The organism is Streptomyces sp. CB02261 (assembly GCF_001905665.1).
Lineage (GTDB): Bacteria > Actinomycetota > Actinomycetes > Streptomycetales > Streptomycetaceae > Streptomyces.
The window spans coordinates 231,461-246,346 of record NZ_LIVX01000002.1 but is presented as its reverse complement, the minus strand read 5'-3'; the positions used below and the strand labels follow the sequence as shown (position 1 = coordinate 246,346).

Annotated in this window: 15 protein-coding genes; 9 read left to right on the top strand and 6 right to left on the bottom strand. The window is 72.8% G+C overall.

All coding sequences use genetic code 11. The features are described from left to right. Nucleotides 1-54: 54 nt before the first annotated feature. Entirely contained in the window at nt 55-702 is a 648-nt protein-coding gene (locus AMK29_RS06585) for a TetR/AcrR family transcriptional regulator (RefSeq protein WP_073808908.1), read from the top strand. On the opposite strand, the gene AMK29_RS06580 is transcribed toward AMK29_RS06585, so the two are convergent. The 4 genes from AMK29_RS06580 to AMK29_RS06565 form a co-directional block, all read right to left on the bottom strand. Continuing rightward, complete coding sequence (locus AMK29_RS06580) at nt 594-917, bottom strand: DMT family transporter (protein WP_073808905.1); 324 nt, start codon at nt 915-917, stop codon at nt 594-596. The two genes, AMK29_RS06585 and AMK29_RS06580, sit on opposite strands and share 109 nt — an antisense overlap. A 92-nt stretch (nt 918-1,009) precedes the next feature. Continuing rightward, the gene (rsgA, locus tag AMK29_RS06575; RefSeq protein ID WP_073808902.1) at nt 1,010-2,023 is read right to left on the bottom strand and encodes a ribosome small subunit-dependent GTPase A; all 1,014 of its coding nucleotides are present in this window, start codon (nt 2,021-2,023) and stop codon (nt 1,010-1,012) included. Between the two features lie 3 nt (nt 2,024-2,026). Beyond that, entirely contained in the window at nt 2,027-3,358 is a 1,332-nt protein-coding gene (gene aroA, locus AMK29_RS06570; RefSeq protein WP_073808899.1) for a 3-phosphoshikimate 1-carboxyvinyltransferase, read from the bottom strand. Nucleotides 3,359-3,379: 21 nt separating this feature from the next. Then, nucleotides 3,380-4,063 carry a M50 family metallopeptidase gene (locus tag AMK29_RS06565; protein WP_073808896.1) on the bottom strand — a complete coding sequence of 228 codons (684 nt, stop codon included), beginning with the start codon at nt 4,061-4,063 and terminating at the stop codon, nt 3,380-3,382. Nucleotides 4,064-4,112: 49 nt separating this feature from the next. Between AMK29_RS06565 and AMK29_RS06560 the strand changes: the two genes are divergently transcribed. The 8 genes from AMK29_RS06560 (at nt 4,113) to def (ending at nt 11,409) form a co-directional block, all read left to right on the top strand. Further along, nucleotides 4,113-4,928, top strand: coding sequence for an SOS response-associated peptidase (locus AMK29_RS06560; protein ID WP_073808893.1), 816 nt, complete (start codon nt 4,113-4,115; stop codon nt 4,926-4,928). Nucleotides 4,929-4,970: 42 nt separating this feature from the next. Then, a complete protein-coding gene (locus AMK29_RS06555; protein WP_079196817.1) occupies nt 4,971-5,618 on the top strand; it encodes an alpha/beta hydrolase family protein in 648 nt (215 codons plus the stop codon). Nucleotides 5,619-5,855: 237 nt separating this feature from the next. Further along, on the top strand, nt 5,856-6,512 hold the full coding sequence (locus AMK29_RS06550) for a sigma-70 family RNA polymerase sigma factor (protein WP_187282890.1): 657 nt from the start codon (nt 5,856-5,858) through the stop codon (nt 6,510-6,512). Further along, complete coding sequence (rsrA, locus tag AMK29_RS06545) at nt 6,509-6,826, top strand: mycothiol system anti-sigma-R factor (protein WP_073808884.1); 318 nt, start codon at nt 6,509-6,511, stop codon at nt 6,824-6,826. Before AMK29_RS06550 ends, rsrA begins: the two co-directional genes overlap by 4 nt. 148 nt (nt 6,827-6,974) lie before the next feature. Further along, complete coding sequence (locus AMK29_RS06540; RefSeq protein ID WP_311775908.1) at nt 6,975-8,357, top strand: HD-GYP domain-containing protein; 1,383 nt, start codon at nt 6,975-6,977, stop codon at nt 8,355-8,357. Further along, nucleotides 8,354-9,646: an HD-GYP domain-containing protein gene (locus tag AMK29_RS06535; protein ID WP_073808876.1), complete on the top strand. Its 1,293-nt coding sequence runs from the start codon at nt 8,354-8,356 to the stop codon at nt 9,644-9,646. The genes AMK29_RS06540 and AMK29_RS06535 overlap by 4 nt, the downstream gene beginning before the upstream one ends. 79 nt (nt 9,647-9,725) lie before the next feature. Beyond that, complete coding sequence (locus AMK29_RS06530; protein ID WP_073808873.1) at nt 9,726-10,706, top strand: tetratricopeptide repeat protein; 981 nt, start codon at nt 9,726-9,728, stop codon at nt 10,704-10,706. 67 nt (nt 10,707-10,773) lie between these two features. After that, entirely contained in the window at nt 10,774-11,409 is a 636-nt protein-coding gene (def, locus tag AMK29_RS06525) for a peptide deformylase (protein WP_073808870.1), read from the top strand. A 74-nt stretch (nt 11,410-11,483) separates the two neighbouring features. Here def and AMK29_RS06520 read toward each other — a convergent pair whose 3' ends face one another. Together AMK29_RS06520 and AMK29_RS06515 are read right to left on the bottom strand one after the other, a co-directional pair. Further along, nucleotides 11,484-12,500, bottom strand: a complete 1,017-nt coding sequence (locus tag AMK29_RS06520) for a ribonucleotide-diphosphate reductase subunit beta (protein WP_198942190.1) — start codon at nt 12,498-12,500, stop codon at nt 11,484-11,486. After that, nucleotides 12,500-14,878: a ribonucleoside-diphosphate reductase subunit alpha gene (locus AMK29_RS06515; protein WP_073808865.1), complete on the bottom strand. Its 2,379-nt coding sequence runs from the start codon at nt 14,876-14,878 to the stop codon at nt 12,500-12,502. Before AMK29_RS06515 ends, AMK29_RS06520 begins: the two co-directional genes overlap by 1 nt. Nucleotides 14,879-14,886 lie beyond the last annotated feature (8 nt).

The window sequence follows — 14,886 nt, the reverse complement described above, 5'->3', positions numbered from 1 at the left end:
GGCGTGACCGGCTGCCGACGCTGTGCGGAGAACCGTTCCCTCCCGGAGGTGCCGATGGCGACCGCCCGCGAGGCCCTGCTCGACGCCGCGCTCGCCGCGCTCGCGCACCGGCCCTGGTCCGTCGTGCGGATGGCGGACCTCGCCGCGGCCGCCCGGGTCTCCCGGCAGACCCTCTACAACGAGTTCGGCAGCAAGGACGGGCTCGCCCGCGCCCTGGTGCGACGGGAGGCCGACGCCTACCTCGACGGCGTACGGCGGCTGCTCACCGCCCCGGCCCCGCCCGAGCGGAACCTGGTCGCCGCCGTCGAGTGGATCGTGGCCAGGGCGGCCGCCCGCCCCGTCCTCCGCGCCCTGCTCACCGGCGCCTGGGACGGGAGACTGCCCGCGCCCCGGCCCGCCAGGACCGGCGCCCGCCCCGCCGCCGTCCCCGCCCAGCGCCGCGCCGACGAGGGGCCGCCGGCGCCCGGCGAGCTGGTCGAGGCGACCGTCGCCTGCGTGGACGAACGGTGGGCCGCCGGCTGCGAGCTCGCCGTCCGGCTGGCCCTCAGCCATGTCGTGGCGCCCGCCTTCCCCGCCGCGTGGGGCGCGGGGGGTCAGTGCGAGGAGCCGGAGAGCTGGAGTCCGATGACCCCGAGGATCACCAGGGTGATCGAGACGATCTTGAGCGTGGAGACCAGGTCGCCGAGGAAGAGCATGCCGTAGATCGCCGTCCCGGCCGCGCCGATCCCCGTCCACACCGCGTACGCCGGACCCACGTCGAGCTTCCGCAGGGCGAGCGTGAGAAGGCCGAAGCTGCCCAGGGCGAAGGTCGCGAAGGCGATCGTCGGCCAGAGCCGGGTGAATCCGTGCGAGAGCTTCAGACAGACCGCGAAGCCGGTCTCCAGGAGCCCCGCGAGTACCACCAGCAGCCACGCCATCGAAAGTGCCTCCCACGCCGTCGGTGACTGCTTCGTCGCACTTGGTGCGATTATGCCCACATCGGTCACGGTCAGCCCTCAAGGCGGACGGCTCAGTCGCCCTCGCGTCGCTCCCGGGTCGACAGCAGCCGGCGCAGCGACTCCAGGCGCGCCGGATCGGCGTGCCCGTCGGCCACCCAGGAGTCGAGCGCGCAGTCCGGCTCGTCGTGGCTGCACGCGCGCGGGCAGTTCTCCGTACCCGGCACGAGGTCGGGGAAGGCGAGGATCACCCGGGACGGGTCGACGTGGTGCAGACCGAAGGAGCGCACGCCCGGCGTGTCGATCACCCAGCCGCCCTCCTTGTCGTCCAGCGGCAGGGCGAGCGCCGAGGTCGTGGTGTGCCGGCCGCGGCCGGTGACCGCGTTGACGACGCCCGTGGTCCGGCGCCTGTCCGCCGGGACCAGGGCGTTGACCAGGGTCGTCTTGCCGACGCCGGAGTGCCCCACGAACGCGGTGGTGCGCCCCTTGAGGTGCTCGTGCACCCGGTCGGCGGCGACGCCGTCCACGAACTCGTCGCGCGTGGTCACCACGTGCGGCACGCCCAGCGCGCCGTACATGTCGAGGAGCGCGTCCGGCGACGCCAGGTCCGACTTGGTGAGGACGAGCAGCGGGGTGAGACCGCCGTCGTACGCGGCGACCAGACAGCGGTCGATCAGCCGCGGGCGCGGCTCGGGGTCGGCCAGCGCGGTGACGATCGCCAGCTGATCGGCGTTGGCGACGACCACCCGCTCGTACGGGTCGTCGTCGTCGGCCGTTCGGCGGAGCACCGAGCTGCGCTCGCCGATCCGCACGATCCGGGCCAGCGTGTCCCGCTCGCCGGACAGGTCGCCGACGATCGAGACCCGGTCGCCGACCACGGCGGCCTTGCGGCCCAGCTCGCGCGCCTTCATCGCCGTCACGACCCGGTCGTCGACCAGACAGGTCAGCCGGCCCCGGTCGACGGTGAGGACCATGCCCTCGACGGCGTCCTCGTGCTTCGGGCGGATGGTCGTCCGGGGACGGGTGCCCTTGCGGTTGGGCCGCTGGCGGATGTCGTCCTCGTCGGTGTTCTTGCCGTAACGCCGCATGGTTCAGACCCCGAGCATTTCGGTCCACATCCTCGGGAAGTCAGGCAAGGTCTTCGCCGTCGTCGCCACGTCCTCGATCTCCACGCCCTCGACCGCGAGGCCGATGATCGCGCCCGCCGTCGCCATGCGGTGGTCGTGGTACGTGTGGAAGACACCGCCGTGCAGCGGGCGCGGGCGGATGTGCAGACCGTCCTCGGTCTCGGTGACGTCGCCGCCCAGCTCGTTGATCTCCTTGGTGAGCGCCGCGAGCCGGTCCGTCTCGTGCAGCCGCAGATGGGCGACCCCGCGCAGGGTGGACGGGGAGTCGGCGAGGGCCGCGACCGCCGCGATGCCCGGCGTCAGCTCGCCGACCTCACCGAGGTCCACGTCGATGCCGTGGATCCGGCCCGTGCCGGTGAACGTCAGACCCGCGTCGGTCAGCTCGCAGGAACCACCCATCTCGGTGAAGATCTCCCGCAGCGCGTCACCGGGCTGGGTGGTCCGCGCGGGCCAGTCGCGGACCGTCACCCGGCCACCGGTCACCAGCGCGGCCGCCAGGAACGGCTGCGCGTTCGACAGGTCGGGCTCGACCACCAGGTCCCGGCCGCGCAGCGCGGACGGCGACACCCGCCACACGTCCGGGGCGCCGCCGTGCTCCGGCTCGTCGACCTGGGCGCCGACCGCCCGCAGCATGTCGACCGTCATCCGGATGTGCGGCAGCGAGGGAAGCCGCGTGCCCACGTGCCGTACCTCGACGCCCTGGTTGAAGCGGGCCCCGGACAGCAGCAGGGCGCTCACGAACTGGGACGACGAGGAGGCGTCGATCTCGACCGTGCCGCCCTCCAGACCGCCCCCGCCGTGCACGGTCAGCGGCAGCGCGCCCCGGCCGTCGTCGTCGATGCGGGCACCCAGCGCGCGCAGCGCGTCGATCACGCCGTGCAGCGGGCGCTCGTGGGAGCGGGGGTCGCCGTCGAAGCGGACCGGGCCGTCGGCGAGCGCCGTGACCGGGGGCAGGAAGCGCATGACCGTGCCGGCGTTGCCGACGTCGACGGTCGCCGGTCCGCGCAGCGGCGCCGGGATGATCCGCCAGACCTCGCCGGAGCCGTCGGGGCCCACGCCCTCCTCGATGCGCACGCCGAGGGTGCGGAGCGCCTCGGCCATCAGGAGGGTGTCCCGGGAGCGCAGCGGACGCCGCAGCCACCCGGGCTCGGAGGCCAGGGCGGCCAGGACCAGGGCACGGTTGGTGACCGACTTCGAGCCGGGCACGGTGACGGTCGCGTCGACGGCGCCCCGCGCGTACGGGGCGGGCCAGAGGTCGGTGGACGGGTCGGTGTGCGCGGAAGCAGCTGCGGTCATGGAACTCACTGTACGGGGGAGTCAGTAGCCCAGGAGCCAGCGCCCGCCGCCGATCAGGGCGCAGATCGAGACGGCGTGGAAGAAGAACAGCCACACCCCGGCGGGCACATGGGTGAGCCGCGCCAGCTGGTCCGCGTCCGAGTCGCCGGCGCCGCCGTGGCGCCGCTTCGCCTGGAGCTCGAAAGCGGGACGCACGCCACCGAGGAGGAGGAACCAGACCACCGCGTAGGCGAAGGCCGACTGGACCTCGGGTCCGGTCAGCCAGGAGACGAGGAGGAAGGCCGCGCCCGTCAGCAGGACGGTGAGGATCCCGTACGCGTTGCGGACCATCACCAGCATCGCGAGGAGCAGGGCCGTCGCCACCCACAGCAGCAGGGTGACCCGGCCGGTGCCCAGCAGGGCGGCGCCGCCCAGGCCGAGCAGCGGGGCCGCGGGATAGCCGGCGGCCAGGGTGAGCACCACGCCGAGGCCGGTCGGACGGCCTCGGCTCACGGTCAGGCCGCTGGTGTCCGAGTGCAGCCGTATCGCCTCCAGGCGCCGGCCGGTGGCGAGGGCGAGGAGCCCGTGGCCGCCCTCGTGGGCGATGGTGATCGCGTTGCGGGCGAGCAGCCAGAGGCGGCGGGGCACGGTGACGGCGAGGGCGGCGACGCCGGTGGCGATCACCAGCCACTCGGCCGGGGCTGCCTGCGGGGTGAAGAGGTCCATGTCTCGGGCCGCTCCTCGGGGGGTCGTGGGTCGTGGCAGTCTGGCACGTATGTGCGGACGGTATGCAGCGAGTCGGCGGCCCGAGGACCTCGTCGACGCCTTCGGAATAGAGAAGTGGGAGCCGGAGGAGACTCTGGCCCCGGACTGGAACGTGGCCCCCACCAAGGAGGTCTGGGCCGTCCTGGAGCGTCCGCTGAAAGACGCAGGATCGCGGAGTCCGGTTCGCCAGCTGCGCGCACTGAAATGGGGCCTCGTGCCGTCCTGGGCCAAGAACCCCGAGGGCGCCGCCCGGATGATCAACGCGCGCGCGGAGACCGTGGCCGAGAAGCCCTCCTTCAAGCGGGCCTTCACGGCCCGCCGCTGCATCCTGCCCGCCGACGGCTACTACGAGTGGGTCACCGGGGCGGGGGAGCGCGATCTGGAGGTCGAGGGCAAGAAGAAGCGGCCCCGGAAGCAGCCGTACTTCGTGACCCCGGCGGACGGCTCGGTCTTCGCCATGGCGGGGCTCTACGAGTTCTGGCGCGACCGCACCCTCCCCGACGACCACCCCTCCGCGTGGTGGGTGACCTGCTCGGTGATCACCACCGAGGCGGAGACCGGCCCCCTCGGCGTCGCTCCGGCCGAGGGCCCGCACTCGCTCGCCGACATCCACCCCCGGATGCCCCTGATGCTCACGGAGGACCGCTGGGACGCCTGGCTCGACCCGGCGCGCACCGATCCCGAGGAGCTGAGCCGACTGCTCGCCCCACCGCCCGGCGGACGGATGCGGGCCTACCCCGTGGCCACCGCCGTCAGCAACGTCCGCAACAACGGACCCGAGCTCCTGGAGGAGCTGGAGGGCCCGGAGATGGCCACGCTGTTCTGACCCTCCGGGGCGCGCGGACGGCACTATGGCCCTGTGACCGATGTGACACAGTCCGAGACCGTTCCCACCGACGCCGGTGAAGCCCGCGTCACCTGGCACGAGGGGACGGAGCCGTGGGCCGTCCTGGCCCTCGGCCACGGCGCCGGCGGCGGCGTCGAGGCCCGCGACCTCCAGGCCCTGGCCGCCGCGCTCCCCGCCCGCGGCGTGACCGTCGCCCTCGTCGAGCAGCCCTGGCGGGTCGCCGGCAAGAAGGTCGCGCCCGCCCCGAAGACCCTCGACATCGGGTGGCGCGGCCTCTGGCCCGCCCTCGCCCGCCCCGGCCTCCCGGTGATCGCCGGCGGCCGCAGCGCCGGCGCCCGTGTCGCCTGCCGCACCGGCCGGGACCTCGGCGCGCGCGCCGTCCTCGCGCTGAGCTTCCCGCTGCACCCCCCGGGCAGGCCGGAGCGGTCCCGCGCCGACGAACTCCTCGGCACCGGCCTGCCGACACTCGTCGTCCAGGGCGGCAACGACCCCTTCGGACGCCCCGAGGAGTACCCGGAAGGCCCGTACGACCTCGTCGTGATCCCGCACGGCGACCACGGCCTCGCCGTGCCCAAACGCGCGCCCCTCGGCCAGGACGAGGCCATGGACCGGCTCGCGGACGGGGTCGCCGAGTGGATCACCGGACTGCGCCGAACACCCCGCCGCTAGCGGGAATGTGGAACGGGGCGGCGCTGTTGTCGAGAGCGTCTGTGTGAGAGCAAAGGAAGAGGTGTCCGTCGTATGGGTTCGACCATCTGCCCGGAGCGTGCGCAGGTCGCTGACCTCGACTGGACAGTGCTGCCCGCCCCCCAGGGCGCCCACATTCGGGCGGCGGGCGGAGCGGTTCCTCGTCTATCCTCCGAAACGAGCGGGTCCGCCCTCGGGCTCGCCGCCGCGCTGGAGGAGGTGGGTCCGGTCACTGGGACCGACACAGGGACCGACGACGGCCCCGAGGAGACGACCGAGGAGCGCAACGCGCGCTTCGAGCGGGACGCCCTCGGCTTCCTCGACCAGATGTACTCGGCCGCGCTGCGCATGACGCGCAACCCCGCGGACGCGGAGGACCTGGTGCAGGAGACCTACGCCAAGGCGTACGGATCCTTCCACCAGTTCCGCGAGGGTACGAACCTCAAGGCGTGGCTGTACCGCATCCTCACGAACACCTTCATCAACTCGTACCGCAAGAAGCAGCGCGAGCCCCAGCGCAGCGCCGCCGAGGAGATCGAGGACTGGCAGCTCGCCCGCGCCGAGTCGCACATGTCGACCGGGCTGCGCTCCGCCGAGTCGCAGGCTCTCGACCACCTCCCGGACTCCGACGTGAAGGAAGCCCTCCAGGCGATTCCCGAGGAGTTCCGCATCGCCGTCTATCTCGCGGATGTCGAGGGCTTTGCGTACAAGGAGATCGCGGACATCATGGGGACACCCATCGGTACGGTGATGTCCCGACTGCACCGGGGCCGCCGCCAGCTGCGCGGCATGCTCGAGGACTACGCCCGCGACCGCGGGCTCGTTCCCGCGGGCGCCGGAGAGTCGTCGAACGATCTGAAAGGCTCGGGCTCATGAGCTGCGGAGAGCCGCACGAGACGGATTGCTCAGAGGTCCTGGATCATCTCTACGAGTTCCTCGACCACGAGATGCCCGACAGTGACTGCACCAAGTTCGAGGTGCACTTCGAGGAGTGCTCCCCGTGCCTGGAGAAGTACGGTCTCGAGCAGGCGGTGAAGAAGCTCGTCAAGCGCTGCTGCGGCAGCGACGACGTCCCCACCGACCTGCGGGCCAAGGTCATGGGCCGGATCGACCTGATCCGCTCCGGGCACATGGTGCCCGAGCAGGAGATCACCGAGATCCTCCCCACGACGCCGGCTCCGCAGGAGTAGTACCCCTCCGGCAGAGGGAAAGGAGGCCGCCGCGGCACGAACGCGGCGGCCTTCCCCGTAAGTCAGCTTGTATCACCCGATGGTGCGAATCAGCGCCACACCGCCGCCCCCGGCAGCCCCGCTCGCTAGCGTGACACGCGTGATGGGCGTGAAGGTCATTCCACGGGCGGCCCGCGTGTACATCGGCTGCGCCCTGCTCGGCGCCGGGGCCTGCGCCCTGCCCGCGCTGCACCCCGGCGCGTCCACCCCCTGGAGCACCCTCGCGCTCCTCGCCGCCCTGTACGCGCTCTGCGAGCTGCCCGCCCGCTGCCCGCTCCTCGGCCGCGCCCTCGGCGGCTCCGTCCCCATGGGCACCGGCTCCTTCCTCCCCGTCCTCCTCGCCGCCGCCCTCCTCCTGCCGCCCGCCGCCGCCGCGCTCGCCTCCCTCCCCGGCAGCCTCCTCACCCGCGTCGACGAACCCCCCGCCGCACCCCGCCGCGCCTGGCGCACCGCCGCCACCGCCCTCGCCGTCTGGGCCGCCGCCCGGGCCGCCGAGGCCCTCGACGCCTCCGACGCCCTCGGACGCGGCCCCGACACCCCCGACCTCCCGTACGTCCTGCTCCCCGCAGGCGCCGCCGCGCTCACCTTCTGCCTCGTCCTCACCGCCCTCGACGGCGGCATCCGCGCCACCGCGGACGGGGTGCACCCACGGGCCGCCTGGCGCGGCCTGCTGGGCCGGGCCCTCGCCCCGCACATCGTCCACGGCCTCGCCGGACTGATGATGGCCGTCCTCTGGCGCAGCACCTACGGGCCCGTCTCGGCCCTCTACGTGCTCCTCCCGATGTACATCTCCTGCTGGGTCTTCGCCCAGTACCACCGCGAACGCGCCGCCCACCAGGCCACCATCCGCGCCCTCGTCCAGGCCGTCGACATCAAGGACCGCTACACCCGCGGCCACAGCGAACGCGTCGGCCACGCCTCCGTCCTGATCGCCCGTGAGCTCGGCATGCCCGACGACCGGCTCGACGTCGTACGGTTCGCCGGCATCCTCCACGACGTCGGCAAACTGGGCGTCCCCACCCGCGTCCTGCGCAAGGACGGCCCCCTCACCCCCGAGGAACGCCGGGTCATCGAACTGCACCCCGAGTACGGACACGAGATGGTCCGGGGCATCGGCTTCCTCGGCGAGGCACGGGACGCGATCCTCCACCACCACGAACGCATGGACGGCACCGGCTACCCCTACGGGCTCCGCGGCGAGGAGATCCCCGAATTCGCCCGGGTCGTGGCCGTCGCCGACGCCTTCGACGCCATGACCTCCACCCGCTCCTACAGCCGCGCCCGCCCCGTCCCCACCGCCGTCGCCGAACTGGAGCGGTGCGCCGGCAGCCACTTCGACCCCCGGATGGTCACCGCGCTCGTCCAGGCCCTGGACCGGCACGGCTGGCAGCCCGCCGTCACCGCCGACGAGACGCCCCCGCCACCCGACCAGGTACCCCCACCGCGCGGACCCGGCACCTCCCGCCCCACCGGGCCGAGGGAGCGCGCGTGAGGCCCGGCGCCGTCACCGTCGGCGCCGTCCACGGCGCCGCACTCCTCCTCGGCCTCACCGCCTTCGGCTCCACCCTCTGGTACGGAGTCGTCGAACCCGGCAACGCCCTCGCCTTCGGCACCCTCGTCGTCCTCGGCGAACTCGCCCGCTGGGGCGCCGCCCCCGACATGGGGGTACCCCCCGCGGCCGAGGACCTACGAGGGAGCGAACCCGCCCCCCTCGCCGCCGCCGGAGCCCTCGCCTACGCCCTCCTCGGAGCGAGCGCCGGCACCGCCACCACCCACGGCGTCCTCCAGACCGTCGCCGTCGTCGTCGCCGCGGGCCTCGCCGGGATCGTCCCCCACCTCGCCCGGGGCCGCGGCCCCACACCCGACCACCTCGCCCGCCGCGTCCTCACCGTCGCCTTCGCCGCCCTCTGCTTCCAGCCGCTCTACAACTCCGGCGCCCTCATCGAGCACCTCGGCCACGGCCCGCCCTACGCCCTCTTCCTGCTGCTCCTGCTCGCCCTGACCGCCCTCTGCGACGCCGTGCTCGCCGCCCTCCTGCTCCGCGCCCGCACCGGATTCCCGTACGGCCCCCTGCTCCGCGACGAACTGCGGGCACTCCTCGGCATCGGCTCCGCCGTCTGCGCCACCGGCACCGTCATGGCCCTCGGCGTCGCCGCCGCCGGGCTCTGGGCGCTGCCCGTGCTCGCCGTGCCGCTGCTCCTCACCCAGTTCTCCTTCCGGCGGTACGCGGCCGTGCGCACCGTCAACCGCCAGACCATCGCGTCCCTCGCCCGCGCCACCGAGATCGCCGGCTGCACCCCGCCCGGCCACGCCCGCCGGGTCGCCCTCCTCAGCACCGCCGTCGGCCGCGAGCTGGGCCTCTCCGGGGCCGAGCTGACCGTCCTGGAGCACGCGGCGCTCATGCACGACATCGGCCAGCTCTCCCTCGTCGACCCGGTCGAGGGCGGCGCCACCGCGACCCTCCCGGCCGACGAGCAGCGCAGGATCGCCCTCCTGGGCGGCGAGGTCGTCCGCAGGACCGGCGTCCCCACGGCCGTCGCCGTGATCGTGGAGCGGCAGGCCGACCCGTACCGCGAGCAGCCGCTGCCCGCCCGGATCGTCCGGGCCGTGAACGCCTACGACGACCTCGCGGGCGTCGAAGGACCGGGCGCCGCCCTCGACGCCCTGGAGCGGCTCCGCCTCGGCACCGCCCGCGACTATCACCCGGATGTCGTCGAATGCCTGGCCAGGGTCCTGGCACGGGGCGGAGCCCCGGGGGTGACCTCCGCGGTCACGGGGTAACCCATGGGTAATGAGCGCGCGTCCGACCGGGCATGGTTGGATGCGAACAAGAGGGTGAAGCGACCGGCAGGCGGGAATCGTGAAGATCTTCGGGAAGGTACGGCATCGGCCCTCCGCCTCGTGGCGGCAGGCCACCGACCGCGCGTTCACGCTGATCGGCGACGGACGGTACGAGGACGCGGGCGCGCTCCTCACACGCGCGGCGGACATGGAGCCCTGGCTCTCGGAGTCCTGGTTCAACCTGGCGCTGCTGCACAAGTTCCGGCACGACTGGGAGCAGGCGCGGGCCGCCGGGCTCCGCGCGGTCGCGCTCCTCGACAAGGAGAGCGGCGCCCCCGACTGGTGGAACGTCGGGATCGCCGCCACCGCGCTCCAGGACTGGCCGCTCGCCCGCCGCGCCTGGCAGGCCTACGGCCTCAAGGTGCCCGGCGCCGCCTCCGGCACCGGCGAGCCCGCCGGGATGGAACTGGGCAGCGCCGCCGTCCGCCTCTCGCCCGAGGGCGAGGCCGAGGTCGTCTGGGGCCGCCGGCTCGACCCGGCCCGGATCGAGGTCCTCTCCATCCCGCTGCCGTCCTCCGGGCGCCGCTGGGGTGAGGTCGTCCTCCACGACGGCGTGCCGAACGGCGAGCGGACCACCACCGCCGGACCCTCCTACCCGGTCTTCGACGAGATCGAGCTGTGGGCGCCGTCACCCGTCCCCACCTGGGTGGTCCTCCTCGAAGCGGCCACCGAGGCCGACCGGGACGCGCTGGAACAGCTCGCCGCCGAGGCGGGATTCGCCGCCGAGGACTGGTCGTCCTCCGTGCGGCTGCTCTGCCGCGCCTGCTCCGAGTCGACGATGCCGAGCGCCGAGGGCGAGGGCGAGCACTCCGACCCCCACGACCACAGCGAACCGGGACACCCCGGGCCGCTCGGCCACCGCTCGCCCGGCGAGCTGTGGGTGCCGGAGCGGGAGTGCGGCCTCGCGGCCCCCGCGGGCCTGGTGCGCGGCCTCCTCGACGGCTGGGTGGCCGACAGCCCCGACAGCCGCGAGTGGCGGGATCTCGAAGAGGTCTGCTGAGGCTTCTGTCCCGGGCCCGTAGGCTGTCCTCCGACGGAATCGGGTTTTCAGAAGGGCGCGGCCGGACATGGCGCAGCAGGAGACGGACGAGCAGACGCAGATCAACGACGGCTTCGTCGTGGACACGGAGGACTGCGAGGCGCGCGAGCTCGCCCACCGCGAGCGCGGCACCGCCCGCCCGATCACGGTGGTCGGCAACCCGGTGCTCCACAAGGAGTGCAAGGACGTCACCGCGTTCGACGACGAGCTCGCGGCGCTCATCGACGACATGTTCGCCAGCCAGAAGGCCGCCGAGGGCGTGGGCCTGGCCGCGAACCAGATCGGTGTGGACCTGAAGGTCTTCGTCTACGACTGCCCCGACGACGAGGGCGTCCGGCACACCGGCGTCGTCGTCAACCCGGTGCTCCAGGAGCTCCCGGCCGAGCGGCGCGTCCTCGACGAGTCCAACGAGGGCTGCCTGTCCGTGCCGACCGCCTACGCCGAGCTGGCCCGCCCCGACTACGCGGAGGTCCACGGCCAGGACGCCCAGGGCAACCCGATCAAGGTGCGCGGCACCGGCTACTTCGCCCGCTGCCTCCAGCACGAGACGGACCACCTGTACGGCTACCTGTACATCGACCGCCTCTCCAAGCGCGACCGCAAGGACGCCCTGCGCCAGATGGAAGAGGGCACCCCGCGCTACGAGACGGTGCCGAACGCCTGATCGTCGTACGGCGAAGGGCCCTGCACTCGGTGAGTGCGGGGCCCTTTCCCGTATCCGTGCCCTGTCCGTGGGGCCTAGAAGTCCTCGTCCAGGTCCACCGAGCCCTCGACCGCCACCTGGTAGGCGGACGGGCGGCGCTCGAAGAAGTTGGTCAGCTCCTGGACGCCCTGGAGCTCCATGAACGAGAAGGGGTTGTCGGAGCCGTAGACGGGCGCGAGGCCGAGGCGTACGAGGCGCTGGTCGGCGACGCACTGGAGGTACTCGCGCATCGACTCGGTGTTCATGCCCGGCAGGCCATCGCCGCACAGGTCGCGGCCGAACTGCAGTTCCGCTTCGACCGCTTCCTTGATCATGGCCGTGATCTGCCGGCCGAGCTCGTCGTCGAAAAGCTCCGGTTCTTCCTCGCGTACGGTGTCGACGAACGCGAAAGCGGCATCCATGTGGCAGCTTTCATCCCGGAACACCCAGTTGGTCCCCGTCGCCAGGCCGTGCAGCAGGCCACGCGAGCGGAACCAGTACACGTACGCGAAGGCGCCGTAGAAGAACAGGCCCTCGATGCACGCGGCGAAGCAGATCAGGTTCAGCAGGAAGCGGCGCCGGTCGGCGGCCGTCTCCAGCTTCTCGATCTTCTCGACGGAGTCCATCCACTTGAAGCAGAACTGCGCCTTCTCGCGGATGGACGGGATCTCCTCGACGGCGTCGAACGCGGCGGCGCGGTCGTCCGGGTCGGGCAGGTAGGTGTCCAGCAGCGTCAGATAGAACTGGACGTGCACGGCCTCCTCGAACAGCTGGCGCGACAGGTACAGGCGCGCCTCCGGGGAGTTGATGTGCTTGTAGAGCGTCAGGACCAGGTTGTTCGACACGATCGAGTCGCCGGTCGCGAAGAACGCGACGAGCCGGCCGATCATGTGCTGCTCGCCGGGGGTGAGCTTGGCGAGGTCGGCGACGTCCGAGTGGAGGTCGACCTCCTCCACGGTCCAGGTGTTCTTGATGGCGTCCCGGTAGCGCTCGTAGAAGTCCGGGTAGCGCATCGGACGGAGGGTCAGCTCGAAGCCCGGGTCGAGGAGGTTCTTCTGTTCGGTGGAGCTCATCACTGGCAGGCCTCGCAGGACTCGGGGTTTTCGAGGGAGCAGGCGAGGGCGTCCGCGTCGGGAGTCGCCTGCTGGACGGGGATGGTGGCGGCGGCGGGCGTCGACGCCTGGGCGGCGCGGGCGATGCGGGTCGCCGGGCGGGAGCGCAGGTAGTACGTCGTCTTCAGGCCCTGCTTCCAGGCGTACGCGTACATCGACGACAGCTTGCCGATGGTCGGCGTCTCCAGGAACAGGTTCAGCGACTGCGACTGGTCCAGGAACGGGGTGCGGGCGGCGGCCATGTCGATCAGGCCGCGCTGGGGGATCTCCCACGCCGTGCGGTACAGCTCGCGGACCTCGGCCGGGACCCAGGTGAAGCCGGCCACCGAGCCGTTGGCGTCGCGGAGTGCCTCGCGGGTCTGCGCGTCCCAGACGCCGAGCCGCTTCAGCTCGTCGACCAGGTAGGAGTTGACCTGGAGGAACTCGCCGGAGAGCGTCTCGCGCTTGAAGAGGTTGGAGACCTGCGGCTCGATGCACTCGTATACGCCGGCGATCGAGGCGATGGTCGCCGTCGGCGCGATCGCCAGGAGCAGGCTGTTGCGCATGCCGACCGTGGCGATCCGCTCGCGCAGCGCGGCCCAGCGCTCCGGCCAGTTCAGCTCCACGTCGTAGTGGTCCGGGTGCAGGACACCGCGGGCGGCGCGGGTCTTGTCCCAGGCGGGGACCGGGCCGTTGCGCTCGGCGAGGTCGGTGGAGGCCTCGTACGCGGCGAGCATGATCCGCTCGGCGATACGGGTGGAGAGCGCGCGTGCCTCGGGGGAGTCGAACGGCAGCTTCAGCTGGAAGAAGACGTCCTGGAGGCCCATCGCGCCCAGGCCCACCGGCCGCCAGCGGGCGTTGGAACGGCCCGCCTGCTCGGTCGGGTAGAAGTTGATGTCGACGACCCGGTCGAGGAAGGTGACGGCCGTGCGGACGGTCGCGTCGAGGCGCTCCCAGTCGATGTCGGAACCGACGACGAACGCGCCGAGGTTGACCGAGCCCAGGTTGCAGACGGCGGTCTCGCCGTCGTCGGTGACCTCCAGGATCTCCGTGCAGAGGTTGGAGGAGTGGACGGTGTGGCCGGGCTCGGCGGTCTGGTTGGCCGTACGGTTCGAGGCGTCCTTGAAGGTCATCCAGCCGTTGCCGGTCTGGGCCAGGGTCCGCATCATCCGGCCGTACAGGTCGCGGGCCGGCATGGTCTTGCGGGCCAGGCCCGCCGCCTCGGCCTTGTGGTAGGCGGCGTCGAACTCCTCGCCCCACAGGTCGACCAGCTCGGGCACGTCCGCCGGGGAGAACAGCGACCAGTCGGCGTCCGCGTTGACCCGGCGCATGAACTCGTCGGGGATCCAGTGCGCCAGGTTCAGGTTGTGCGTGCGGCGCTGGTCCTCGCCCGTGTTGTCGCGGAGCTCCAGGAACTCCTCGATGTCGGCGTGCCAGGTCTCCAGGTAGACGGCGGCGGCGCCCTTGCGGCGGCCGCCCTGGTTCACGGCGGCGACGGAGGCGTCGAGGGTCTTGAGGAACGGCACGATGCCGTTGGAGTGCCCGTTGGTGCCGCGGATCAGCGAACCGCGGGCCCGGATGCGGGAGTAGGAGAGGCCGATGCCGCCCGCGTGCTTGGAGAGGCGCGCGACCTGGTGGTAGCGGTCGTAGATGGAGTCCAGCTCGTCCAGCGGGGAGTCGAGGAGGTAGCAGGAGGACATCTGCGGGTGGCGGGTGCCGGAGTTGAACAGCGTGGGGGAGGACGGCAGGTAGTCCAGGCGGCTCATCAGGCCGTACAGCGCGGCGACCTCGTCCAGGGCCCGCGTGCTGTCGTTCTCGGCGAGACCGCAGGCCACGCGGAGCATGAAGTGCTGGGGGGTCTCGACGACCTTGCGGGTGATCGGGTGGCGCAGCAGGTAGCGCGAGTAGAGGGTGCGCAGACCGAAGTAGCCGAAGCGGTCGTCGGCGTCGCGGTCGATCGTCGCGTCCAGGCGGGCCGCGTGGAGGGCGACGAACTCGGCGGTGCGGTCGGCGATCAGGCCCTCGCGGTGGCCGACGGCGACGGAGGCGGAGAAGGAGGCCGAGCCCTGGCCGGCCGCCTCGTCGGCGATGGTGATCGTGAGGAGCCGGGCGGCGAGCCGGGAGTACGCCGGGTCCTCCGCGATCAGGCCCGCGGCCGCCTCGGTGGCCAGCTCGCGCAGCTCCGCCTCGTCCGACGTGGCGCTGCGGCCGCGGAGCGCGGCGGCGGCGACCTTGCCGGGGTCGGTGTCGGGGAGATCGGCGGTGAGGTCGGTCAGGGTCCGCAGCAGCACGGTCCCGGGGCCGTCGCTCTCGACCGCGGAAGCCTCGGCGGTAGCCGGATCGGCGGGCGCGATGGTCACGTGGGGGC